20 protein-coding genes are annotated in these 24,877 nt (G+C 46.4%); 5 read left to right on the forward strand and 15 right to left on the reverse strand.

The window, feature by feature from the left end:
• Nucleotides 1-69 precede the first annotated feature (69 nt).
• The 4 genes from AC0WRU_RS14490 to AC0WRU_RS14505 form a co-directional block, all read right to left on the reverse strand.
• Entirely contained in the window at nt 70-1,323 is a 1,254-nt protein-coding gene (locus AC0WRU_RS14490) for an aspartate kinase (RefSeq protein ID WP_476125293.1), read from the reverse strand.
• A 201-nt stretch (nt 1,324-1,524) separates the two neighbouring features.
• Complete coding sequence (gene efp / locus AC0WRU_RS14495; protein ID WP_023989259.1) at nt 1,525-2,082, reverse strand: elongation factor P; 558 nt, start codon at nt 2,080-2,082, stop codon at nt 1,525-1,527.
• 33 nt (nt 2,083-2,115) lie between these two features.
• Nucleotides 2,116-3,189 (reverse strand): M24 family metallopeptidase, encoded by a 1,074-nt coding sequence (locus AC0WRU_RS14500; RefSeq protein ID WP_149093525.1) that lies wholly within the window; start codon nt 3,187-3,189, stop codon nt 2,116-2,118.
• Between the two features lie 81 nt (nt 3,190-3,270).
• Nucleotides 3,271-3,858 (reverse strand): YqhR family membrane protein, encoded by a 588-nt coding sequence (locus AC0WRU_RS14505; protein ID WP_476125294.1) that lies wholly within the window; start codon nt 3,856-3,858, stop codon nt 3,271-3,273.
• A gap of 183 nt (nt 3,859-4,041) precedes the next feature.
• Here AC0WRU_RS14505 and AC0WRU_RS14510 point away from each other — a divergent pair, with 183 nt between their 5' ends.
• The 3 genes from AC0WRU_RS14510 to AC0WRU_RS14520 all read left to right on the forward strand — a co-directional run bounded on the left by AC0WRU_RS14510 (nt 4,042) and on the right by AC0WRU_RS14520 (nt 6,256).
• Entirely contained in the window at nt 4,042-4,530 is a 489-nt protein-coding gene (locus tag AC0WRU_RS14510) for a hypothetical protein (RefSeq protein ID WP_476125295.1), read from the forward strand.
• Nucleotides 4,531-4,935: 405 nt separating this feature from the next.
• Nucleotides 4,936-5,928 (forward strand): DUF1385 domain-containing protein, encoded by a 993-nt coding sequence (locus AC0WRU_RS14515; protein ID WP_476125296.1) that lies wholly within the window; start codon nt 4,936-4,938, stop codon nt 5,926-5,928.
• Between the two features lie 7 nt (nt 5,929-5,935).
• Nucleotides 5,936-6,256, forward strand: a complete 321-nt coding sequence (locus AC0WRU_RS14520) for a YihY/virulence factor BrkB family protein (protein WP_025683343.1) — start codon at nt 5,936-5,938, stop codon at nt 6,254-6,256.
• A 100-nt stretch (nt 6,257-6,356) separates the two neighbouring features.
• On the opposite strand, the gene AC0WRU_RS14525 is transcribed toward AC0WRU_RS14520, so the two are convergent.
• The 3 genes from AC0WRU_RS14525 to mntR form a co-directional block, all read right to left on the reverse strand.
• On the reverse strand, nt 6,357-7,346 hold the full coding sequence (locus AC0WRU_RS14525; protein ID WP_476125297.1) for a patatin-like phospholipase family protein: 990 nt from the start codon (nt 7,344-7,346) through the stop codon (nt 6,357-6,359).
• A gap of 98 nt (nt 7,347-7,444) precedes the next feature.
• A complete protein-coding gene (locus AC0WRU_RS14530; RefSeq protein ID WP_476125298.1) occupies nt 7,445-9,181 on the reverse strand; it encodes a family 10 glycosylhydrolase in 1,737 nt (578 codons plus the stop codon).
• A gap of 136 nt (nt 9,182-9,317) precedes the next feature.
• Entirely contained in the window at nt 9,318-9,743 is a 426-nt protein-coding gene (gene mntR / locus AC0WRU_RS14535) for a transcriptional regulator MntR (protein WP_476125299.1), read from the reverse strand.
• A gap of 253 nt (nt 9,744-9,996) precedes the next feature.
• Here mntR and splB point away from each other — a divergent pair, with 253 nt between their 5' ends.
• Nucleotides 9,997-11,061 carry a spore photoproduct lyase gene (gene splB, locus AC0WRU_RS14540; RefSeq protein ID WP_476125300.1) on the forward strand — a complete coding sequence of 355 codons (1,065 nt, stop codon included), beginning with the start codon at nt 9,997-9,999 and terminating at the stop codon, nt 11,059-11,061.
• Here splB and AC0WRU_RS14545 read toward each other — a convergent pair.
• From AC0WRU_RS14545 to adhE, 8 genes are all read right to left on the reverse strand, one after another.
• Nucleotides 11,054-11,770, reverse strand: a complete 717-nt coding sequence (locus AC0WRU_RS14545; protein ID WP_476125301.1) for a cytochrome c biogenesis CcdA family protein — start codon at nt 11,768-11,770, stop codon at nt 11,054-11,056. The genes splB and AC0WRU_RS14545 overlap by 8 nt on opposite strands.
• A 150-nt stretch (nt 11,771-11,920) precedes the next feature.
• The gene (gene metG / locus AC0WRU_RS14550; protein ID WP_476125302.1) at nt 11,921-13,939 is read right to left on the reverse strand and encodes a methionine--tRNA ligase; all 2,019 of its coding nucleotides are present in this window, start codon (nt 13,937-13,939) and stop codon (nt 11,921-11,923) included.
• 419 nt (nt 13,940-14,358) lie between these two features.
• Nucleotides 14,359-14,649 carry a membrane protein insertion efficiency factor YidD gene (gene yidD, locus AC0WRU_RS14555; RefSeq protein ID WP_025683349.1) on the reverse strand — a complete coding sequence of 97 codons (291 nt, stop codon included), beginning with the start codon at nt 14,647-14,649 and terminating at the stop codon, nt 14,359-14,361.
• A 1-nt stretch (nt 14,650) separates the two neighbouring features.
• The gene (locus AC0WRU_RS14560) at nt 14,651-15,142 is read right to left on the reverse strand and encodes a Fur family transcriptional regulator (protein ID WP_476125303.1); all 492 of its coding nucleotides are present in this window, start codon (nt 15,140-15,142) and stop codon (nt 14,651-14,653) included.
• Between the two features lie 250 nt (nt 15,143-15,392).
• Nucleotides 15,393-17,612 carry a copper amine oxidase N-terminal domain-containing protein gene (locus AC0WRU_RS14565; protein WP_476125304.1) on the reverse strand — a complete coding sequence of 740 codons (2,220 nt, stop codon included), beginning with the start codon at nt 17,610-17,612 and terminating at the stop codon, nt 15,393-15,395.
• Between the two features lie 218 nt (nt 17,613-17,830).
• Nucleotides 17,831-18,589 (reverse strand): pyruvate formate-lyase-activating protein, encoded by a 759-nt coding sequence (gene pflA / locus AC0WRU_RS14570; RefSeq protein WP_476125305.1) that lies wholly within the window; start codon nt 18,587-18,589, stop codon nt 17,831-17,833.
• 65 nt (nt 18,590-18,654) lie between these two features.
• Complete coding sequence (gene pflB, locus AC0WRU_RS14575; protein WP_025683353.1) at nt 18,655-20,916, reverse strand: formate C-acetyltransferase; 2,262 nt, start codon at nt 20,914-20,916, stop codon at nt 18,655-18,657.
• Between the two features lie 328 nt (nt 20,917-21,244).
• Nucleotides 21,245-23,857, reverse strand: a complete 2,613-nt coding sequence (gene adhE, locus AC0WRU_RS14580; RefSeq protein WP_476125306.1) for a bifunctional acetaldehyde-CoA/alcohol dehydrogenase — start codon at nt 23,855-23,857, stop codon at nt 21,245-21,247.
• A 257-nt stretch (nt 23,858-24,114) separates the two neighbouring features.
• Here adhE and AC0WRU_RS14585 point away from each other — a divergent pair, with 257 nt between their 5' ends.
• On the forward strand, nt 24,115-24,831 hold the full coding sequence (locus tag AC0WRU_RS14585) for a Crp/Fnr family transcriptional regulator (protein WP_025683355.1): 717 nt from the start codon (nt 24,115-24,117) through the stop codon (nt 24,829-24,831).
• Nucleotides 24,832-24,877 lie beyond the last annotated feature (46 nt).

The following is a 24,877-nucleotide window of genomic DNA, read 5'->3' on the forward strand; positions in this document are numbered from 1 at the left end:
ACCTCTTAACCTATTGCTATATTCTATGATTATCAAACTATAAATAGGAGGCGCAATATTCCCATTCAATTACCGACGATCCTGAGGTCCACCCACAAATGCTTGCTCCTCAGTATCCAGATTGTACGCTGTATGCAACGCCTGAATGACCTCATGGAGTTTGCCTGCCTCAATCACACACGATACCTTGATTTCAGATGTGCTTACCATTTTAATGCTCACGCCTTGGTCTGCTAGCACAGCAAACATTTGCGCTGCAACGCCTGGATGGCTAACCATGCCCGCTCCTACAATGGATACCTTGACGAGGTTTTCTTCAGACGTCACTTCACGGTATGGAAGCTCTGTGCGAATGCCTTCCAACGTCTTCAAGGCTGCTTCGCGATCCGTTAGAGCCACTGTAAAGGAAAAGTCTGCTTTGCCAGCCTCAACACCGCTTTGCACAATAATGTCTACATCAATTTTGGCTCCCGCCAGCGTTCCGAATACTTTCGCCAGTACACCAGGAGTGTCGGCTACGCCCAAAATACTGATTCTTGCTACATTTTTATCATAAGCAATCCCACTGACTACCACGCCCTGCTCCATTACTGCATCCTCCTTTACGACCGTTCCTTCATTATGGTTAAAACTGGACCGCACAATCAGCGGTACCCGGTTATGTTTCGCATATTCTACCGCACGTGGATGCAATACTGCCGCACCCAGATTGGCTAGTTCCAGCATTTCATCATAGGAAATTTCTTTTAGCTTACGGGCAACCTTTACGATTCGTGGATCTGTAGAATATATACCATCCACATCTGTGTAAATTTCGCAAGCATCCGCCCGGATCGCCGCCGCCAGTGCAACCGCCGTCGTATCAGAGCCACCACGTCCCAGCGTCGTAATATCTCCTTCAGCAGACATCCCCTGGAAACCCGCAACCACGACAATCTTATTGCTGCTTAGTGCATCCAGTACCCGCTGAGGTTGGATGTCCGTAATTCTCGCCCGACCATGCTCGGATTCCGTACGGAAACCAGCCTGCCATCCTGTAAACGATACCGCCTCATGTCCCAACTGTTGAATAGCCATCGACAACAATGCAATCGAAATTTGCTCACCAGTCGTCATCAGCATATCCAACTCACGTGCAGGCAACTGCTCATTCAGCAATTTGGCCTGGTCGATCAGTTCGTCAGTTGTGTCTCCCATTGCGGAAACAACAACTACACATTGATGCCCTTCACTCTGTTTCTCAACAACGCGTTTTGCCACACGTTTCATGCGCTCCGTATCACCGACGGAACTGCCTCCGAATTTCATGACATACAAAGACAACGACATTCACTCCCTCAGACTCAGCAGTATGTAACCTTGAGATGGCACAACCGACTTTGAACGTGACATCCTACGGCATAACTTTAGTACAGTATAATACGAAAGTGCTGTGTGGAGCCAATGTTTTTTAATAACAGTTGTTCATAGCAAAAAATCCCCTGTCCTTGACAAGGACAGAGGATATAAAGAAGCTAGACCATTCTATGCGCGGGAAATGTATTTACCATCGCGTGTATCAATCAGCAATACATCATCCTGGTTGATAAACAAAGGAACCTGAACATTCAGTCCTGTTTCAACTTTAGCATTTTTGGTAGCACCTGTAGCAGTGTTGCCTTTAATACCCGGCTCAGTGTCAATCACCTTCAGCTCTACGCTGTTAGGCAGGTTAATCCCAAGAATTTCACCATTATAGCTAATGATGTTTACATTCATGTTTTCTTGCAGGAAGTTAAGTTCCCATTTCAGTTGATCACTGGAAAGTGTGAATTGATCGTATGTTTCGTTGTCCATGAATGTATGCTCGTCTGCACTCGCATAGAGGTAAGACACACCACGGTTTTCAATTTGCGCGCGGCCAATCGTTTCACCCGCACGGAATGTACGTTCAACAGTGTTGCCGTTACGCAGGTTTTTCAGCTTGGAGCGCACGAATGCCGCACCTTTACCCGGTTTTACGTGTTGGAAGTCCAGTACTGTAAAAATATCTCCGTCTACCTCGACGGTCAAACCTGTTTTAAAATCATTAACGTTAATCACTAAAATACCCCTCCTACAGGACTGTTATCGTTATTAAACGACTGTAAATTCTTTGCTTGAATGTGTTAATACCTTGATGCCGCTATCTGTAATAACGATATCATCCTCGATCCGTACGCCGCCCAATCCAGGTACATAAATACCTGGTTCAACTGTTACAACCATGCCGGGCTCCAGAATATCATCGCTTGCCTTCGAGAGACGCGTCGATTCATGGACTTCCAGACCTAGACCATGACCTGTGCTGTGTCCGAAATTGTCTCCATAGCCATGGCTTGCAATAATATCCCGAGTCAGTGCATCCGCTTCACGGCCCGTCATGCCCGGCTTAATATGTTCCAGCGCGTGAAGCTGCGCCTTGAGCACAATATCGTAGATCTCACGTAGCTGCGGTGACAAATCCCCTTGCGTGGCTACTGTACGTGTCAAATCGGAGCAATAGCCATCCAGCAACGCACCGAAATCAAACGTAATCAGTTCGCCCGCTTGTACCAGCTTGGAGCTGGCTACACCGTGAGGCAGTGCCGAACGAACCCCGGATGCCACAATCGTGTCAAATGAGGAAGACGTAGCTCCCTGCTTGCGCATGAAGAATTCCATTTCCAGATCCAGCTCACGCTCGCTGACACCCGGTTTGATATAAGGCAAAATGTGTGCAAATGTAGCATCTGCCAAATCCGCCGCTCGCTGCATCACTTCCAGCTCTTCCGCATCCTTGTACACCCGCAGCTTTTCAACAATTCCCGATACTGGAATTAATGTAACAGGTGACAAATCTTCGCTGTAAGCTTTATGCGTCGCAACAGATACATGGTCCTGCTCGAAGCCTGTTTCACCGATCTGATGGGAGGACAGCAACTCTTTCACCGTTTCCATGACCTGCGCAGCATGTTGTACCACCGTGAAGCCTTCCGCTTGTTCGGCAGCCTGCGTCATATAACGAAAGTCGGTCAGCAGATAGCTGTGAGATTCCGTAATCAGCACATAACCCGCCGAACCGGTGAAGCCTGTCAAATATCGGCGGTTGACAGGGCTTGTGATCAGTATAGCCCGCAGATCATGCTCGCCCAGCGCCTGCCGCAGCTTTAACACCCGGTCATTCTTCATCTTTCATCCCGCTCCCCTCTGTCAAATAACCAAATGCTATTTTAACACAGGCGATAGCCGCTTGAGAAGTTTTTGTTGCGCTCAGTCCCCTGCTTTCTCAGGCTCGCGCTTTCTCTCGTCCGTATACTCAACAGCAACGGTGTAACCGATAAACAGTCCCCACAGTATAAACACACAAATTTCCGTATATATGGAATCCCAGGTCAAACGATGAAGCGGATTCATCATCCCGAGCTTGGGACCTGTCAACACGAATAAAATAACCCACCAGACCAGACCGTAAACGATGCCGGGCAAAGGCCCCTTATATCTACGAAACATCAATGTGTACACCAGCGACGCTACAACTGATAATGCGATAAAAAACAGCAAACCCACCAGATGCCCCGCCGTCGTTTTCATGAACGAATGCTTGAAAAAAGGCTCTGCCAAAAAGCCCGGTGCGACTACCGTAAAATGCAATGTATAAAACAACCAGCGCAGTAATCCCCAGAGCAAGCCTGCAAAAAAGCCCAATTCGAGTGCAAAAGGAATAAGCGGCGTATGTATTTTGCCCGACTGCTGCCTGCCTCTACGGCTGTTATTATTGTTATGGTCGCGTTGATCCTGAGATTCGGGAGACTGCTCCTGATCATGGCCTGCATTGGGTATGGAGTAGGTTTCACTCATGTTGTTTGATCCCCTTTCAAGATGCAAAACTTTTCCATGCTAAAAGGATGACTTTTATTGGCGCATGAAGAAGGCTGCATTTCGATGGATTCGTGCATATCCATTTTGCTAGGTAGTATGCTCTGATGGGGATGAGTTTAACACTGAACTTGGTGAGTTGTTGTTACATGATGAGGGGGTTGTGTGGCGAAGACTGCTTATGACTTCTACTACGTGTGTATGTGGCCGCTACGCGAACGGATCATTCTTCCGATCGCTGTTGCCTCCAGATTTCTGATTTATACCCCAAAGGCTAGAATTCCGGAGGCAAAGGCGAACGCTATCGCTTCTTCAGAACGATTCCGTTCTCTCCGCTGCTTTATGTGGTTAAGCCAACTTTTTTGCTTTTCAACACCCACAACGAGCATTAGAAAAGAAACATATTTACATTTATTGTTCAACCACTCAAAAGCTCTGAGTCTAAAAATTCACATCACTTGTTGCGTTAAAAAGGTTAATTACGCAGACCAAGCATTGATACCATATTTAAATACATCACTTGTTAAGGTTAAAGCCAGTAAAATCGGACTTTTAGCAAATGTTGATACAGGAATTTTACTACGGAGGCAAGAGCTTCGCAAATTTTTCCCAACCGTAAGGCTTTTAAATTCGGTACAAGCTAAAAAAGACTAAAAGCCTTCTGGCTGTAAGGCCAACCCGATTTTCACTATTAAATAGCGTTTGAAAAAATAGAAATAAAAGCACACATCAAACTAATAACGTGCCTTTTTAGCATTTGAAGTCCAACTTCCCCTCCCCCAACCAAGGCAAATCGAGAGGTGGGCAGCAGCGGAAAGCTCGGAATCATCCTGAAGAAGCGGTAGCGTTCGCCTTTATCCCCGGATTTTTACCATTACATCTTTTACAAAATCAAAAAATCCGAGGATAACAGCGATCGGAAGGATGATCCGAGCTTGGAGCGACCTCCTTAACCGCTTGAAGCGGCCTAAATGCCACCTCTCATTTTCCCACAACTAGATATTCCCTTCCAAATTCGATACAATATATAAAAAGCACGTGTAAAGAGAGGTGAGACGGTTGTCACAAGCATCCAAGCCTGTAAGCTACGGTGGTCAGGCAGTCATTGAAGGTGTCATGTTCGGCGGCAAGCGTGTCAATGTCACGGCAGTTCGCCGCAAGACTGGCGAAATCACATATTTGGAAGTACCGCGCAAGGAGCAATCCTGGGTGTCCAAATTTCGCAGAATCCCGTTGTTACGGGGGATTGTAAGCATCATCGACTCCAGCGCCAAGGGTACAAAGCATTTAAACTATTCAGCCGATGCCTACGCCGATGATGAAGTGGACCCGGAAGAACGCGCTGAACAAAAGAAAAAAGAAGAATCTCGCTGGAGCCTGAGTATGATGATCGGCGTGGCGGCGGTCGGCATTTTATCCTTCTTGTTTGGCAAAATTGTCTTGACTCTGGTTCCGGTTATCGTGGAAAACTTCCTGTTCGGGAATTTATTTCACAACCAGATTCTGCATAACCTCGCGGAAGGGGCGATTAAGCTAATTCTGCTATTGGGTTATTTGTGGGGGATTTCCCAAACTCCGTTGATTAAGCGACTGTTCCAATATCACGGAGCGGAACATAAGGTGATTACAGCATATGAAGCAGGTGAAGAACTAACTCCTGCTAATGTGCAAAAATACAGTCGTCTGCATTACCGTTGCGGTAGCAGCTTTATTATGCTCACGGTGATCATCGGGGTACTCGTATATTCCCTGTTTACGTATGATAATCTGTTGGAGCGTATGGGACAGCGGCTTTTGCTGCTTCCAATCGTGCTGGGGCTTTCCTTTGAATTTCTCAAGCTGACCAATGCCCTGCGGGAGGTTCCGGTACTCCGTTATTTGGGATACCCCGGTCTGTGGCTGCAACTACTGACAACCAAAGAACCGACCGATGATCAAGTAGAGGTATCCATTGCTTCATTCAAGCGTATGCTGGAGTTGGATGCCGAGTTGGAAAATGTACCTGTAAAGGAGACCTTTAACAGCTCGGTCCTTGATCCTGTGAAAGGATGATTGAATGATGAACAGACATGCGGTTATTTTCTGGCTTACCCTTGCCTTGGGCGCATATGGGATTGTGGATATGGTATGGAGAGGAAGTTGGGGCTTTCTTATGAATTTATTGATACCTGTCCTTATTTTTGCAGTTATATTTCTGCTGTATAAATACTTGCCAGGACGACGCCCCCGTACTCCCAAGATTAAACCCTCTGCACGCACTATGGCCAAAACAGCAAATACACGCAAGCAGCAGACTACAGGCAAGCGCAAAGCGTATCCTTTTCATGTTATTGAAGGTTCTAAGGGCAAAAATGAAGAAGAACAACCTAAATATCATTAGTCGATCACATTCTAACATGATACACAAAGGAGCCATCACCCGCGTAGTGAAAATGACGGGAATGGCTCCTTTTTTGATTACACCTCCAACTAACAAGTTATTATTTCATGGCATACATCGTATCCTTCATTAATTGATACTTGTTATACTGCTGTTGGTAAGATGTGATGCTCCATTTGTGGAAAAAAGCGTCTCCTGCCTGCACACCAGAATCATACAGCAAATTGCTCTGCTCAAGAGAAATGTTGAACTGTGCTGTGCGAATGCCCAGCGTCGGGATTTTAATCGTCCGATATCGATTCTCCTGCTCAATATAACGCTCATCATGCGCTAATAGCATCGTATCAAAAATAGCTTGCAGCATCGTCAACGGTCCCCGTATATAAGAAACCTTCGTTTCGGCTCCCGTTTTGCCCACCATCTGAAAACCTACTGTTGGAATAGTTTTAGCCTTTTGCTCGTTTACAGGCTCATCAAAAAGCCATAAAGGCAGATTACTTAACAATGCCCCATCGACTACAAACACAAATTGCTGTGAGAATTTTTTCCCTCTCGTGTGCAAAGGATCAAGTCTTAGCATAACGGGGTCGAAAAAATATGGGATGCTTGTGCTCATCCGAATGGCCTTGGCCACCTCCAGTGAAGAGGTATTCATACCAAAACGTTTGATATCCTCAGGAAGAACCAGTATGCGTCCGTTCGTTATGTCTGAAGCAATAATGCGCAGCTTGCCGGGAGGCAGATCCGCGAACGTACGCACTCCCTTGGCAAGCAATAGCTCCCGCACCCAATGCTCCAATGCTTCTCCGGAGTACAGTCCTTTTTTTAGAAAAATACGAGCTGCCGGTCCAACCCATTTGATGTTAAACACCGGAGAACGCCGTAACAAGCTGACCAAGGGGGTTTTCTCGATCACGGCTTTCATTTCATCTGCCGAATATCCTGCCGCCAACAAAGCAGCTACAATTGCACCTGAAGATGTACCCGCTACGCGGTTGAATACAATTCCATGCTCCTCCGCAGCCTTGACTGCACCCGCCAGCGATATACCCTTAACCCCTCCACCCTGGAACACAGCATTGATCAGCATAGATCAAAAAACCTCCGTTCTCTTGGGAGTAAGCAGTTCTACTGCTTATGTATGAGAACGAAGGCTTATTTAGAACCTATATGATCCAGTTTACATAATTATTGATAATAATTTTGAAGTAGCTGAATGAGTCCGTACGGATTTTTCCGTAAATGCTGTGCGCTAAAATAAATATCCCCTTTAACCTGATTATAATTCTCGTTCAGCTTGAGTTGCTTAATCAACTCTTCGGCGGATTGCCAACCCTTTTCAGGAGTGCCGATTTTATAGGGGGAATGTCCGATGTACAGCTTAACATCTGAATTTTTGACCTCATTGGACCACCATGCCACAAGCTTGTCATAGCCAGCAGCCGGGAAACCGATACTCCAATAAATCTGTGGAGCTACATAATCAATCCAGCCTTTGTTAATCCAGGTACGTACATCCGCAAACGTCGTATCATACGCTGTAACTCCAGCCTTGGTGTCTGATCCGGTCAAGTCTTGAGACTTGTTGCGCCACACACCAAAAGGACTAATCCCGAACTGCACCTTGGACTTGCTTGCATGAATGCTTTTGCCCAGATCACGGACAAAGCTGTTCACATTATCTCGCCGCCAGTCGCCTTTGTCAGAGATTTTGTTAGCGTTATACGTTTTAAAGGTCGCATTATCATCAAAAGTGCCGCTGTATGGATAAAAATAGTCGTCCAAATGAACACCGTCAATATCGTATCCATCCACAACTTCCATAATCGCATCAATGACATGCTGGCGAGCAGCAGGAATTCCCGGATTGATGTAGAGTTGACTGCCATTCTTAACGATCCAATCCGGATGCTGGTTAGCCACATGGTTTGCAGCTAAACCACTGGTCGTTCCTGTAGAATTGGCGCGGAAAGGGTTAAACCAGGCATGAAACTCCATCCCCCGCTTGTGCGATTCGCTAATCATAAATTTCAAAGGATCATAGCCCGGATTTTTCCCCTGGGTGTTCGTCAGGTACTTGCTCCATGGCACAAGATTGGACGGATACAGCGCATCACCGCTGGCCCGGACCTGAACAAAAACCGCATTAATACCCATCCCCTGCAGATCATCAAGCATTTTGGTAAATTCCTGCTTTTGCTTCTCGGTGCTGCTTCGGGCGGCAGAAGAAGGCCAATCCCCGTTAATCGTAGAAATCCAAGCCCCGCGCATGGAAGTCGAAGCTTTCACTTGCACGACATTTCCCTGCGAAGAATTGGAGCTGCCCTCATTGGTTGAAGTAGACGGAGAAATGACGCTCGCCTGCTCATCATCATCGATTCCCTGATTCGTACCTACACTTCCCTGATTGTCAGGTGTGGACGTATTGGAGCTGGAGCCGCCACCGGAAGATGTTGTTCCGCCTGTGGAGGCACCTTTTTCACCACTACTTAACGTAATGACTCGCTCTGTAGCCTGCCAGTCCACTTTTAATCCCAACTCTTCCCCAACAAAACGCAGCGGCACCATGACTCTTCCGCTGGTCATACGCGCAGATGCGTCCAATCGAACTGACTTGCCATTCACCGTAGCACTCTGTCCGTCGTTCTCCATAGAGATGTTCTTATCCTGCGCTGTGATGGTTACCGCACCGGACGATGCTGACCAGTTGACTTGAGCGCCTAATCCCTCACTAATCACTCGCAAAGGCACCATCGTTACGTTGGCTCCTTGCACAATATACGGTGACGCATCACTTTGCAGCAATTGCCCGTCCAATATAATTTCAATCTCTCCGTTTGGAGCCGCTTGCGCTCCAGGCACAACTGCCGTCTGCACCGCCAGCAGTAAACCCGCAGCCAGTGTCCATGTTTTCTTCCAATTCATATGATTACAATCCTCCGCTAACCCGTTAATTTTTAACCCTGTCTTGTCCTGCTATATAATGGATAGACGCTAATACCCGGGTATTTGTTGCGGTAGGGACAAATAAAAAAGCATCTGTCCTTACGGACGATGCCTGTCAGGAATCACCACTCAATTCCTTGTGTATATCGTGAAGCTGGCGCAAACGATCTTCATCCCGGCGGAAATATTCGACCAATGTCTCAATGCGGGTGATGGAATCCCAGCTTAAATGGTGCTCAATACCTTCCACATCTTTATAGATCAGGTCCTTTTCGACCCCAATCATACCCAGAAATTGCTCTAGTAACTGGTGGCGATCAACCAGCCGTTTGCCGACCTTTTTCCCTTTGGGTGTCAAAATTAATCCCCGATATTTCTCATATACGAGATAGTCGTCCTTATCCAGCTTCTGGATCATCTTGGTAACGGACGAAGGATGGACCTCCAGACCTTCTGCGATATCCGAGACACGTGCATATCCCTTCTCATCAATCAGTTGGTAAATGCGCTCCAAATAATCTTCCATGCTTGGCGTTGGCACTTGTTTCCCTCTTTTCTGTTATTGAACGGGCGCTTACCGCCTTCATTTCCTGCGTTGAACCTACATATGTAATGATACATGTTATCATTGCCTATTGGCAAGTCTCATCCCCCCGCTCACAGCTATTGCCACGATTTGTTCAATTTAAGCAGGGCACACTAATAGCGTCCCTGTATCGTTCTCCTTATGGCATGAGTTAGAGTTGGACACCCAAGCTACTACTGGATATTTATTCCTGAAAGGAGCGTTACCCATGTCCACGCTTGAGCGTACTCCTGTCAAAGCCAAAGGAACCAAACCGTTCCTGCCTGATCTGGTATTCTTTGAGCCGGACGCACTGAATTATCCCAAGGGTCAGCGTATTATGGATTGGGTAAAAGTCAAAGACATTCCGTATCGTATGACCACATCCCATAACCGGATTACCAATTTACCGGGCGAAACCGAAGTTGAAAAATATAGAATGGCGAAAAAAACGCTGGTCGTCGGTATTCGCAAAACGCTAACCTTTGACCAGTCCAAGCCCTCTGCTGAATATGCCATTCCCATTTCGACCGGATGTATGGGACACTGCCACTATTGTTATTTACAAACGACATTAGGGGCAAAGCCGTATATACGCGTCTATGTCAATACCGATGATATCTTATCGGCAGCTAAAGGCTACATCGAGGAACGTGCGCCCGAAATAACTCGTTTTGAAGCAGCCTGCACCTCTGATCCGGTTGGTTTGGAGCATATCACCGGATCGCTCGGAGAATTGATTCGTTTTATGGCAGACGAAGAATGGGGTCGCCTGCGTTTTGTTACCAAATATCATCATGTTGATCCACTGCTGGATATTAAGCATAATGGACATACTCGCATCCGGTTTAGCATTAATTCCGATTATGTTATTAAACAATTTGAGCCTGCGACTTCGCGCTTCGAGGAACGCATTGAAGCGGCAGGTAAAATCGCCCGAGCCGGTTATCCGCTAGGCTTTATTATTGCGCCGATCATCTGGTATGACGGCTGGGAAGAAGGATATGGCGAGCTGCTGCGCAAATTGAGTGAAACCTTGCCTCAGGATGCCACAAATGATCTGACGTTCGAATTGATCCAGCATCGTTTTACCAAAACGTCCAAGGCTGTGATTGAGAAGCGTTATCCAAAAACCAAGCTGGAAATGGACATGGAAAAACGCAAGAAAAAATGGGGCCGTTGGGGACAGAACAAATACGTTTATCCCGATGAACAGCAAAACGCACTGCGAGAATTTATCACAGAGCGCATTTTTGAACATTTTCCATTAAGTCGTATTGAATATTTCACATAACCAGCATCCAATTCGGCGCTATCCGCTGTAAATACAGCGTTACATCCGTCATATGATCTGTTACTAGTAAAATCCCGGTAATGATCAGCAGTATACCGCCTGTTTTGACGATAATTGACGTGTAACGCGAGGATAGACGAACAGAGCCGGCCAATAAAGCCAATGCAAAAAATGGAATCGCAAAACCAAGCGCGTAGCCTGTGACCAGCTTGAACCAGGTATGATGCTCTACTGCCGCCAAAGCAATAATAGCTGTCAGCATGGGACCGATACAGGGGGACCAGCCTGCCGCAAATCCGATTCCGATTACAAAGGAACCGGCATAACCGGCAGGCTTCCATGTCCAACGAAGCTTATGCTCCCGCATCAAAATCAAAGGCCGTACCACGCCAAGAGATACCAGCCCCATCACTAAGATCAATAGCCCCGCAACTACCCTTAGCGTATCCTTATAATTGCCAAACCATTCTCCAAGCAACCCTACACTTGCACCCAAGGAATAGAACACTACGGAAAAGCCCAGTACAAAAGCTAGGGTATGTCCCATCGTACGATAACGTACCTCAGCCTTATGCCGCCCTTCGGCCAGTTCACGTGCCGACATTCCCGTCATATAAGATAAATAAGAGGGGTACAGTGGCAAACAGCAAGGTGAGAAAAAAGAAACCAGTCCCGCTATGATCGCCAGCCCGGCGTTAACATCCGTCATCAGCATTTCCTCCCGCCTGTCTTAAGTAAACACGAGCAAACAAGCCCTATTACTAAAACATACGTGAGGAAGCAACCAAATATGTTGCAACCCAAAAAGCGTATGCCACGGCGTACAAGCCGAAAGACATACGCTCATGACGAGCTTTATTTATTTTACAATCGCGCCATTAGGCATGCTTTCCGGTACTGTAGCTAGCGTAAGCTGATCTCCGTGCGATGCTGCCAAAATCATTCCTTGAGAAAGTTCCCCGCGCAGCTTCACAGGCTTGAGATTGGTCACACAAATCACCTTGCGTCCAACCATGTCCTCCGGCGTATAGAACTTGGCAATGCCCGATACCACCTGACGTTGCTCATAACCAAGATCAAGCTGAAGCTTCAACAGCTTATCGGCCTTCTTTACAGGCTCACAGGCGATAACCTGAGCGACGCGCAGTTCTACCTTGGCAAAGTCTTCAATACCAATCTCTTCCTTCGCCTCTGACGCTTCTTGGCCCTCCACCGCCGCATTCTGCGGTTGAACCTCCACAGTAGCTTCCTCCGCCTTCTTGCCGCCGGTCATCGCTTCCACGATGAAAGCAACCTCCTGCTCTGAATCCAGACGCGGGAAGATGGGATTGCCTTTGACGAGTTGCGTTCCTTCCGGCATGCGACCAAACTGCTTCCCGCTGTCCCATACAGTCAGTTCGCCTTCCTTGATGCCCAGTTGTTCCCAAATTTTATGCGGGGCACGGGTCAAGAACGGTTGGAGCAAAATAGACGCAATGCGCAGGCTTTCTACAAGATGCACCATAACGGATGCCAGCTCACGGCGCTTGTCCTCATCCTTGGCCAGGTTCCATGGTTGTGTTTCGTCAATATACTTGTTGCTTCGACTAATAAATTGACTAATCGCCGTCAACGCCACGGAAAACTCCATGTTTTCCATCGCTTCTTCCACTTTACTGTAAGTCACTGTTGCCATTTCTTCCAAAGCCCCGTCGAATGCTGTTACATTCGCTTCATAAGCCGGAACCTTGCCTTCAAAATATTTGTCTACCATCGCTACAGTACGGTTCAACAAATTGCCCAGATCATTCGCTAAATCAGAATTGACCCGATCAACGAAGCTTTCCGGTGTAAAGGTTCCATCCGCGCCGAAAGGCACCTCGCGCAGCAAGTAGTAACGAAGTTGATCCAGACCATAGCGGTCAATCAGCGTTACAGGGTCTACGACGTTACCTTTGGACTTGGACATTTTACCGTCCTTCATGAGTAGCCAGCCGTGTGCAAATACTTTTTTAGGTAACGGGAGATCCAGCGCCATCAGCATGATTGGCCAGTAAATCGTGTGGAACCGTACAATTTCCTTCCCTACGATATGCACATTGGCAGGCCAAAATTTATCGTACAGCTCGGTATTGGAGGAACCATAGCCCAGGGCTGTAATGTAGTTCGAGAGCGCATCAATCCACACGTATACGACATGCTTCGGATCACCCTTCACCTTAACACCCCAGTCAAAGGTTGTACGGGATACAGCCAAATCCTCCAGCCCCGGCTTGATGAAGTTGTTAATCATCTCTTTTTTACGGGATTCCGGCTGGATAAACTGCGGGTTCTCGTCATAAAATTGCAGCAAACGATCAGCATACTTGCTCATACGGAAAAAGTAACTCTCTTCCTTGACCAGTTCTACAGGGTGTCCGCTGTCCGGGCTTTTACCTCCAGCTACATTGCCTTCCGCATCCTTCACCACGTCAACCAGTTGAGTTTCTGTGTAGTAAGTCTCGTCAGGAATGCTGTACCAGCCTTCATATTCGCCTTTGTAAATGTCCCCTTGCTTGAGCAAACGATCAAAAATTTCCTGTACTACACTCTTGTGACGCTCTTCCGTTGTACGGATAAAATCGTCATTGGAAATGTCGAGCTTCCGCCATAAATCCTGAATCCCTGCCACAATATCGTCAACAAAATGTTGCGGTGTTTTGCCAGCCGCACTCGCTTTCTGCTCAATCTTCTGACCATGCTCATCCGTTCCTGTCAAATAGCGCACCTCGTAGCCGCGCAGCCGCTTGTAGCGTGCCATTGCATCTCCGGCTACCGTAGTGTACGCATGACCGATATGTAGCTTGTCGCTTGGATAATAAATCGGTGTCGTAATGTAAAATGTTTTCTCATTGGACATGTGTATTACCTCCTGTTTTGTTCAGGGTAGCGAAATAAGACATGCTCCCTTGAATTTGGTACTCCAATTCGTGCTTTTCACACTAATTGGGCACAAAAAAGACCCCCGTCCCTATGGGACGAGAGTCACCTCACGCGTTACCACCCAAATTTCCTGTATCCTCGCAGACTACAGGCTTCACCGGTCACTCTGACCGCCCATTAACGCTGGATCACGCCTTTCCCTTACGGTCGTTCGCCCTATCACCATTGAACTGGTGGCAAACACGCTCGAAAAAGGTTCCTCCAGGACCATATTCAGGCTTCGTTCCAGACCGGTTTGCAGCTAACCCCGGCTCTCTGTACTGGACGGTTGACCCTACTCATCCCTTCGCAGGAAAACAGTATTATCCAAAATATAACCAAACGCGCATAGCTATGTCAAGTCAAGCCCTTCCCAGCACGATCAGCAAAACGATCTTCGTCAGATCTATTTGCCCTCTTTTTAGCAGGAGGCACCAGATCTACACCGCCTGGATGAAAGGGATGACACTTCGCTATACGTTTGGCGGCCAGCCAGGAGCCCTTGAGCGCTCCATGCACCTCCACCGCCTCCAGCGCGTACTGTGAGCACGTCGGATAGAAGCGGCAGGTCGGTGGCTTTAATGGTGAAATATAGGATCGGTATAACTTAATCGGAGCTTGAACCACTCTTCGTGTGGTAATCTTCATTTCAGTAGCCTACGTGGCTGTGAGTGTGACCGCTCGCCTGCTTGTATCCCCTTTTAGAATTGGCTTCTGCGTGCCCGTTCTTTCCCTGGCATTCCTTGCAATAGCCGAAAATTTCAAACTTGTGCTCAACGATTTGAAACTGATCTATCGTATCTGTCATCTGCATCGGGCAGAAAGAGATCGGTAATGTTTTCTGACAGCTCAAGCAAATCATATGGTGGTGGTGGTGGTGCTCATTACAGCTCACCTTGAACTTCATTCCATCCTCAAAAGATACCTGCTCCAGCACACCCAATTCCTGCATTACACGCAAATTACGATAGACGGTGTCGAAGCTGAGTCCGCTGTATTTTTTACCCATATATTCATAAACGTCTTTGGGGGACAGATACCCTTCATTCTCGGAAAATAACGTGGCCAGCGTCTTGCGCTGATCCGTAATACGCAGCCCCTGAGCGGACATTGTTGTGATAATCTCATCCTTTGTCAGCATGCGTTTCACCCTCCCCTGTCTATAGTTTCAGGTTTTCTGATGCAGGCTTAGGCTTGCATCTACTTATTATACCACGATTAAAGTCAAAGTTATAAGAGATATTCGCGCTCTTGATAAAGAAAAAAGCGTTCTCCTGTACTGGAACCGAATCCGCAGCAGGAGAACGCCTTTATTCTGTAAGTGATCTGACTTTAAACGGTGAATGATGAGACCCTACGGTCTAACCGATAAACAAAACCGGATATTCATATTAATTTTTAATAGCTGGTAATGGCATAACTACTACGGAAACTGGCAAGTTACTACCCGCAGCAGCAGTGAAATACATCTCTACACTTTCCTCGATATGACCTGTACGATACAGTACACTCATCTCATTTGGAGCCCATACGGAGCCGTTCGTCGGGATACCCACGACCTGATTGTTCACCATAGCATAGCCGGAGTATTCACCACCACGCGGGTTAAATGTAATCAGGGAATACGGCGCTACATGATCCAGCTTGATTTTGTATACAACACCAAAGTTACCCGCATTGGAGGCAGAAGAACCGTCCAGACCATCCGTACCAATCAGGTTCGGGTCAGTCTTATTATCTCCAAGAACGATACGCTGAGCTGTTTTACCAACCTCTTCTGTATATTCAAGCGAGATATCGGAATTAGCGTATGTTCCGCGGTTATGAATTCCATCCTTCGGCAGTTTTGCCAAGGTAGGCATTACGGTAAGTGGATCTACATTTGCATCTAGCACAATAACTGTGTATTGGATCGGTTGATCTGTATACAGATCAGACAAGAGAGAAATAACCTGTTTTTGCTTAATTTTTTGCGCACTCAGATCCTGTAAAATAACGCGGCTTTCGCCCGGATTCAGGACTGTGCTGGAGCGTTTGCTTCCATCCTGCATAGATTGAAAGTACCGTTGGATCGAAATTTTACCCGCAGCGGTTGCAAACTCAGATGGTCCGGCAAAACCGGAATTTTCGACGTTCATATTAGCAGCAGTAATATTATTGTTGGTCGCGATTACGTACATTTTCACATCTCGGCCCGTTTCATTCACATGATGGACGAGTACACGTGTGCTGCCTGATCCCATTTCCTGATACACAATCCCATCCTGGAATACACGTTCCGGGCTGTTAGCACGGATCAGAAGACGTGGTGAAGATGTACTGGTCAAAGGTATAGTAGCCATCGTAGGCACCTGGCTGCCGTCCACACTGTATTTATCACCAAAAGGCGTGAAGATTTTGTTAAAATCATCTTCGTTGTACAGCAATTCATTCGTAATTTTAACCGTTTCGCTTACAGTACCTGTTGCACCATGCTTATCAGTCACGGTCAGCGTAATGGTCACATCACCCGGCTCGAAAAATGCCAGTTTCTTATTCACCCAATCACGTTTAGTGATCGCATTTTCATCATCCGTACTCAGATCGGTAATCGTGATTTTTTCACCCATTTTGTATTCTTTTTTATCTGTTGTAAACAGAGCCACTGGTGGCTGATTCGGCGGTCTTACGGTAATCGTAACTGAGTATGGATCACTCCAGTTCCCTGCGGAGTCAAGAACGGAATAGGTAACTACATATGTACCTGGCTCCTGAAATACGTCCTGCTTGCCTTCCCAACGTTGATTCACAATCGGAAGACCTGTAGGAGAAGATTCCTTCGTCAAATACGTAACTTGGGTTTCGCCCGCATAGATATCTTTTTGCTGAACCGTGAAGGAAGCTTTAGGCTTTTGATTCAAATCCATAATAACCTGTTTTGTTGTATTATTTACAGTATAAGGAATATTTAAGGCCTGTGTAATAGACGTCAATGGCACCATAAATACGTTCTTTTGCTGGAATGCCGGCCCCTTCATTTGTCTAGCTTCACCGTTAACCGTGTAAACCTTGCTGTCAGTCTTGAAGCGCAGCACGTTTGTACCTTGGGTGATAACGGTTTCCTTGGTAGCAGTGTCATAACTAAACTGTAATCCGACGCGGCTGACAAGCGAACGGATAGCTACATAAGAAACACCGTCCTTGACTGTCATCGGCTGAGTCGCTGTGTACACCTGTCCGTTTTGTTCCATTTTTGCGCTGTTCAAATACAAAATCAGTTGATTTGCACTCATGGATGTTGGAGAACCACCAGGATTGGTGATCGTTCCGTCTCCACCGTATACATCATTGGATACGTTCGATCCGTTGGTTGTATCCGTCGGCAAGCCAGACAAAGGATCATTAGATACGCCTGTGTTATCAGGTGTCACCGTGTCATTTTGTGTTCCAGTGTTATCTTGTCCCCCGATGCTATTCTGAACGCCGGAATCTGTGACATTGGCCTGAGCCTGCTGTCCGCTAACCGAATCGGTGGATTGAACAGTGGATACTGCTTCTGCTCCTACAGGGGCTACTGCGGCCACCTGAGCTACCGCAAGCGCGGTGAGCATGGTCCATTTCTTGAAATTCATTCTCTGTCTCCTTCTATTACCAAATTATTATCATTCCCGTAAAAAGTCATACTATTAGACGCGGCTGTTGTCCAAAAGTTGCTGGGAATTTTGCTGAACATGAAAAAAAGGGAACTTCCTCCTGTCACTGCAAGAAATTTTATAACAAAAAACCGCCGCCCATCTGACCTGATGGGCGGCGGTTCATAACCAGAAAGTAATTTAATGACCATTCAACATTATGACGAACTGCCGACGACATTTATCCCTGCGGTCTCCATGCGGCCTTCTTCAATGAGACGGTAAGCCCGTTGAACCTCTTCTTCTGTGGGGGACGGAACCCCTTCCAGCGGATACGCCTTGCCGAGCATTTCCCACTTGTATACACCCATTTGGTGATAGGGTAAAATTTCGAACTTTTCGACTCCGTTCAATGTTCCTATAAATCGACCCAAATTCAGCAGATCCTGCTCGTCATCATGAATACCCGGTACAAAAACGTGTCTAATCCACATCTTGCGCCCTTGTTCAGACAACCAGCGTGCCGTACTTAGCATACGATCGTTGGACTTGCCTGTAAGCTTAATATGCTTGTCGTTGTCAATATGCTTAATATCCAGCAACACCAAGTCCGTTACGTCCAGCAGTTCTTGGATACGGCCTGCGTCATTAAAACCGTTACTGTCCAGCGTCGTGTGCAAATTCCAGCGTTGCTTCACTTCTTTGAACAGCTCTGCTACAAAATGAGCTTGCAGTGTCGGTTCTCCACCGGATACGGTCAAACCGCCTCCCGAAGAACGGTAGTAGGCTAAATATGGCTCAATTTCAGCCAATACCTCCTTCAGTGTCATTGGATTGCCCTCATTTAAAGCCCAAGTGTCCGGGTTGTGGCAATATTGACATTTTAACAAGCATCCTTGCATAAAAAGCACGAAGCGGATGCCGGGACCATCTACGGTCCCGAAGGTTTCCAATGAGTGTATGTGACCTTTCAGCATGTTGCATCTTCCTTCCCGCATCCGCTATGCGTGCGTCGTTATAATATATGATACGTAAAGCTTTGTTACATTGTACCGTGGAAAGTACGGTTAATAACATCCAACTGTTGTTCACGAGTCAGCTTGATAAAGTTAACGGCATAACCCGATACACGAATCGTAAGCTGTGGATAGTTTTCTGGGTGATCCATCGCATCCAGCAATTGTTCACGAGCAAACACGTTGACGTTCAGATGATGCGCATGGCTTCCAAAGTAACCATCCATCATGGAAACGAGATTCGTTTTGCGTGTTTCTTCTTCTTTACCCAGTGCTTTAGGCACGATGGAGAAGGTATTCGAGATACCATCCAGACTGTGCTCGTAAGGCAACTTAGCTACGGAGCTAAGGGAAGCCAAAGCACCTTTTTTGTCGCGTCCGTGCATTGGGTTCGCACCTGGTGCAAACGGTTCACCAGCCTTACGTCCATCCGGTGTTGTACCTGTTTTCTTACCGTACACCACGTTGGAAGTAATGGTCAGTACAGATTGAGTAGGAATCGCATTCCGGTAAGCTTTGTGCTTGCGGATCATGCCCATGAAGGACTCTACCAGTTCTACTGCGATGTTATCTACACGATCATCGTTATTACCGTAGCAAGGATATTCCCCTTCAATCACAAAGTCAATGGCGATGCCTTTTTCGTTACGGATCGGTTTAACCTTCGCATGTTTAATGGCGCTCAGGGAATCGGCAGCAACGGACAGACCAGCAATACCACAAGCCATCGTACGGACAATATCACGGTCGTGCAGTGCCATTTCAATCCGTTCGTAGCTGTACTTGTCATGCATGTAGTGAATAACGTTCAAAGTGTTCATGTACAGTTTTGCCAACCATTCCATCATTGGCTTGAAGCGGCTCAGCACTTCCTCGTAATCCAACACTTCACCTGTAATTGCAGGATATTCAGGACCCACTTGAGCACCTGATTTTTCATCCACACCACCATTGATGGCATACAACAAAGCTTTAGCCAAGTTGGCACGGGCACCAAAGAATTGCATTTGTTTACCGATTTTCATTGCCGATACACAACAAGCGATACCATAATCATCGCCATAAATCGGACGCATCAGATCATCATTTTCATACTGAATGGAGCTAGTTTCAATAGAAACTTTGGCACAATATTTTTTGAAGCCTTCAGGCAATTTTTCTGACCACAGTACAGTCAGGTTTGGCTCCGGTGCAGCTCCCAAATTGTACAGGGTGTGCAAGAAACGGAAGCTGTTTTTAGTAACCCGAGTTTCTCCAGTAATGGACATACCGCCAATGGATTCAGTTACCCATGTTGGGTCTCCGCTGAACAGTTCATTATAGTCAGGTGTGCGCAGGAATTTAACAATACGCAGTTTCATAACAAAATGATCGACCAATTCTTGTGCTTGCTCTTCTGTCATTGTGCCTTCTTCCATATCCCGTTGAGTATAAATATCAAGGAAGGAAGATACACGTCCCAAGGACATTGCTGCACCATTTTGTTCTTTGATCGCTGCAAGATAGCCAAAATATACCCATTGGAAAGCTTCTTTCGCGTTGTTAGCAGGCTTTGAGATGTCGAAACCATGCTCAGCAGCCATTTGTTTCAGCTCGTTCAAAGCGCGAGTTTGCTCGGAAATTTCTTCACGCAGACGGATTACGTCTTCTTCCATTGAATCCACTTCAAGGCTTTTCAATTGAGCCTTTTTGTCTTTAATCAGGAAATCTGTACCATACAGTGCTACACGACGGTAGTCACCGATAATACGGCCACGACCATATGCATCTGGCAAACCAGTGATAATACCCGCTTTACGAGCTGCTCTCATATCATCAGTATAAGCGTCGAATACACCCTGATTATGCGTTTTGCGAATATGAGTGAAGATGTCAACAATGCTTTGCGGTACTTCAAAGCCATAGGCTTTGCAAGCGTCGATCATCATCCGGATTCCACCAAACGGCTGCAAGGAGCGTTTAAATGGAGCGTCTGTTTGTACACCGACGATTTGTTCTTTATCCCGGTCTAGATAGCCCGGCTTATGTGAAATAATGGTGGATGGCGTATTCACGTCTACATCAAGCACGCCGCCGTTTGCCAACTCTTTTTTGGTAAGATCGGATACAATATCCCACAGTGCAGTTGTGTTGGCGGTAGGGCCAACCAGAAATTCTTCGTTGCCGACATAAGGTAAGATATTGGTTTCAATAAAATCGTTGACGTTAACTTCTTTAGTCCATTTGCCTTTTTTGAAGCCTCTCCAACCAGATTGTTGCTCTTGTAATTCTCTCTCAATCACCGACATGTAAATCCCTCCAAATTGTTTGGTCTTCCGGACTTGTGATTTTTTTCACAATTAAATAGTGTCTCGAGCCCGGCCTTTTCACCGATGTCTTACGCTCAGTGTCGGGACCTTTCTTACACCCTTATTGTAGAATAATGATAGAGTGTAGTATGTGACAAAAATCACAATACAGGTGATATTTATCACTTTATTTTTCCTAGCTTCACGCCCGTACCTTTATCCTTGCCGTTCACCCCCCTTCCCAAACCAACAGGCCCTCTATATAGAGAGCCTGCGTTGGTATTGAACGGGAAAATGCTTAGTCACAAGCCTCTTCGTACCTATTATATTATTGGTCAAAACGTCCGTAGAAGGCATCACGGTATATATCAGCCAATTCGGTAACCAGCGGCAGCTTCGGATTCGAAGTTGTACATTGATCCTCAAAAGCGCGGTCAGCCAGATAATCCACACGCGATTCAAAATCCTTCGCATCAAAGCCGATTTGCTGGAACGATTCCTCGATACCAAGTGTTTTGTTCAGCTTGCGGATTGCTTCGATCAAGCTGTTAACCCCTTCTTCAGTCGTACGGGCAGGCAGTCCCAGTATGCGCGCAATTTCTGCATAACGCTCATCCGCAACAAAGTGCGAATATTTAGGGAACGAAGCAAATTTTGTCGGTTTTTTCGCATTATAGCGAATGACGTGTGGTAACAAAATGGCATTCGTACGGCCGTGGGCTGTATGATATTGTCCGCCCCATTTATGCGCAAGGCTATGGTTAATTCCTAGGAACGCATTGGCAAACGCCATCCCTGCCAGTGCGGAAGCATTATGCATTTTTTCACGAGCTAGCTTGTCGCCAGTCAGAGACGATTGCTCCAGGTATTGGAATACCAGTTGAATGGCTTTAATTGCCAGAGCATCTGTGTAGTCACTAGCCATTACAGACACGTAAGCCTCGATGGCATGTGTCAGAACGTCCATGCCTGTATCCGCTACAGCCGTTTTAGGCAGCGAATATACAAACACTGGGTCAATAATTGCCACATCAGGCGTCAGCTCATAGTCAGCCAGCGGATACTTCGTGTTGCCCTGATTTTTGTCTGTAATAACTGCGAACGACGTAACTTCCGAACCTGTACCCGAGGTTGTAGGAATGGCTACAAATTGCGCTTTTTGACCCAGACGTGGGTACTTGTAGATCCGTTTGCGGATATCCATGAATTTTTGTTTCAGATTGTTGAAATCAGTATCTGGGTATTCATAGAACAACCACATGCCTTTAGCTGCATCCATCGGCGAACCACCGCCCAATGCAATAATGCAATCCGGTTGGAAACGTCTCATCATTTCAGTACCACGTTCTACTGTATCTGTCGACGGATCTGGCTCTACTTCCGAGAACACTTCGATAGCTACTGGTGTTTGGCGCTGGTGTAAATAATGGATGACACGATCCACATATCCGAGTTTCACCATCATAGGGTCTGTGATAATGGCTACACGTGTGATATCAGGCATTTTAGTAAGATACTGAGTCGAATTTTTTTCAAAATAAATTTTGGAAGGTACTTTGAACCATTGCATATTCACCGTACGTTTCGCCACCCTTTTCACATTAATCAAGTTGACTGCCGATACGTTCGACGAAGTCGAGTTACGTCCGTACGAACCACAACCGAGTGTCAGCGATGGAAGGTTGGTGTTGTAGATGTCACCGATCGCACCATGTGTGGAAGGTGCATTTACAATGATACGGCCTGTTTGTAAACGGTTTGCGAACCGGGCGATAACATCCTCATCCTGCGAGTGAATAGCGGACGAGTGACCCATGCCCCCGAATTCCACGACTTCGGCAGCACGTTGAATACCTTGTTCCGCATTTTTCACTTTGTAGCAAGCCAGTACGGGACTCAATTTTTCTGCGGACAATGGGTATTTCGTTCCTACCCCTTCAATCTCAGCGACCAAAATTTTTGTCCCTGCCGGTACTGTGATGCCGCTCAGTTCAGCGATTTTTACAGCGGACTGTCCGACGATGGCCGGGTTCACTGCACATTTCTCTACATTAATAGCTCCCTGAGTGAGCTTAGCTGCTTCTTCTTTATTTACAAAGTAGCAACCGTTAGCGATCATCAATTTTTTCACTTGTTCGAAGATTGGCTCTTCGATAATAACCGCTTGCTCGGAAGCACAGATCATACCGTTATCAAAAGATTTGGAGAGGATGAGGTCATTCACAGCCTGCTTGATGTCTGCTGTTTTTTCAATAAAGCAAGGCACGTTACCAGGACCTACACCTAGTGCAGGTTTACCACAGCTATATGCTGCCTTAACCATGGCTGATCCACCAGTTGCCAGAATCAGCGCCACATCCGGGTGATTCATAAGTACATTGGTTTTATCCATCGAAGGAGCTTCAATCCATTGAATACAATCGGCCGGAGCACCATGTTTGACGGCTGCTTCAAGCAAAACGCGAGCTGCTTCCGCACTACACGATTGAGCGGATGGATGAAAACCGAATATGATTGGGTTGCGTGTTTTAATGGCAATCAACGCTTTAAACATTGTAGTGGAAGTCGGGTTAGTCACAGGAGTGATCCCCATAATGATACCGACCGGTTCTGCTATTTTTTGAAAACTGTCAAAATCATTGTCCTCAATGACACCGACGGTTTTTTCATTTTTGATACTATGATAGACATATTCAGTTGCAAACATGTTTTTGGTGATTTTGTCCTCGTACACACCGCGTCCTGTTTCTTCAACAGCCAGCTTCGCCAGGTGCATATGCTTATCCATTCCTGCGAGTGCCATAGCTTGTACGATTTCGTCAATCTGCTCCTGATTCATACTCATGAAAGCCTGCTGTGCCCGGTTCCCCCGGTCAATCAGCGTTTGAATATACTGCTCAGCGCTTTGCTCTTTTTGGATAACCTCGTTTTTAACAGCCATTTCCCTCATCCTCCTGTTATCTCGTGTACTATCTCTTGTTCACGCACTGATCGTAACACAGCTTTTCAAAATATATTGTGATTTTTTTCACAATGTATTTAAAATTTTATTTTAAGAAGTGAATTAAATCACAAAGTTTGGAATTCTGCCACTTTTACCCCCTCTTCTTACCCCAAAAACGCATAGCACAGGTATATAATGAATTTGAATTGATCAAGTTGCAGATAAAAACATAGGAAACAAAGGGGAAATGGACGATGAGAAACCCTACAAACGTAATGGAAGCCCGCGGCAACACCAGTTGCTTCTCGGAGACCAGCTTCAACCGGCTGCAAGTGATGATGAAGGATCGGGTCATGCCAGAAAGCTCGCATCTATTCTGGGAAGGAGATACAGCAGATAAGCTGTTTTATATCAAGCGCGGACGCGTGAAAGTCACAAAAACAACGGATGAGGGTAAGGAACTTATACTATATATGTACCAAAGCGGCGATCTTGTTGGTCAAGCTGATCCATTTTTCGGTACCAAGCATTCCTTTTCTGCCGAAGTTCTGGAGGACAGTGATATCGGTGTTGTCGATCATACGGATTTGGAGCTGCTCATTTGCCAGCACTGTGATTTTGCCATTGACTTTATGAAATGGATGGGGTCCCACCACCGTATTACCCAGACCAAGTTTCGCGATTTGATGATGTACGGCAAGCCAGGTGCTCTATGCTCCACGCTAATCCGCCTGTGCAACACCTATGGAGAGCCTCACGGCGAGCATATTCTTATTCATAAAAAAATTACTCATACCGACCTCTCCAATATGATCGGTGCCACCCGTGAAAGTGTAAACCGGATGCTGAGTGATTTGCGCAAAAAAAATGCAGTCGAATATGATAATGGCATGATCGTTGTCAAGGATTTGGAAATGCTACAAGGTGTATGTCATTGTGAACTGTGCCCGCGTGAGATTTGCCGGATCTAAATTATTTGTTTTATTTTATGTAAAAGAGGGCTGTCCCAAAAGTCAT

It is taken from the genome of Paenibacillus sp. 1-8 (genome assembly GCF_056316205.1).

Coding starts and splice junctions, on each gene's coding strand:
- AC0WRU_RS14500 (WP_149093525.1), bottom strand. CDS start 3,189: ATGAAGAATGACCGGGTGTTAAAGCTGCGGCAGGCGCTGGGCGAGCAT.
- AC0WRU_RS14505 (WP_476125294.1), bottom strand. CDS start 3,858: ATGAGTGAAACCTACTCCATACCCAATGCAGGCCATGATCAGGAGCAG.
- AC0WRU_RS14520 (WP_025683343.1), top strand. CDS start 5,936: ATGAACAGACATGCGGTTATTTTCTGGCTTACCCTTGCCTTGGGCGCA.
- AC0WRU_RS14525 (WP_476125297.1), bottom strand. CDS start 7,346: ATGCTGATCAATGCTGTGTTCCAGGGTGGAGGGGTTAAGGGTATATCG.
- AC0WRU_RS14530 (WP_476125298.1), bottom strand. CDS start 9,181: ATGAATTGGAAGAAAACATGGACACTGGCTGCGGGTTTACTGCTGGCG.
- splB (WP_476125300.1), top strand. CDS start 9,997: ATGTCCACGCTTGAGCGTACTCCTGTCAAAGCCAAAGGAACCAAACCG.
- AC0WRU_RS14545 (WP_476125301.1), bottom strand. CDS start 11,770: ATGACGGATGTTAACGCCGGGCTGGCGATCATAGCGGGACTGGTTTCT.
- metG (WP_476125302.1), bottom strand. CDS start 13,939: ATGTCCAATGAGAAAACATTTTACATTACGACACCGATTTATTATCCA.
- yidD (WP_025683349.1), bottom strand. CDS start 14,649: ATGAAGATTACCACACGAAGAGTGGTTCAAGCTCCGATTAAGTTATAC.
- AC0WRU_RS14560 (WP_476125303.1), bottom strand. CDS start 15,142: ATGCTGACAAAGGATGAGATTATCACAACAATGTCCGCTCAGGGGCTG.
- AC0WRU_RS14565 (WP_476125304.1), bottom strand. CDS start 17,612: ATGAATTTCAAGAAATGGACCATGCTCACCGCGCTTGCGGTAGCTCAG.
- pflA (WP_476125305.1), bottom strand. CDS start 18,589: ATGCTGAAAGGTCACATACACTCATTGGAAACCTTCGGGACCGTAGAT.
- pflB (WP_025683353.1), bottom strand. CDS start 20,916: ATGTCGGTGATTGAGAGAGAATTACAAGAGCAACAATCTGGTTGGAGA.
- adhE (WP_476125306.1), bottom strand. CDS start 23,857: ATGGCTGTTAAAAACGAGGTTATCCAAAAAGAGCAAAGCGCTGAGCAG.
- AC0WRU_RS14585 (WP_025683355.1), top strand. CDS start 24,115: ATGAGAAACCCTACAAACGTAATGGAAGCCCGCGGCAACACCAGTTGC.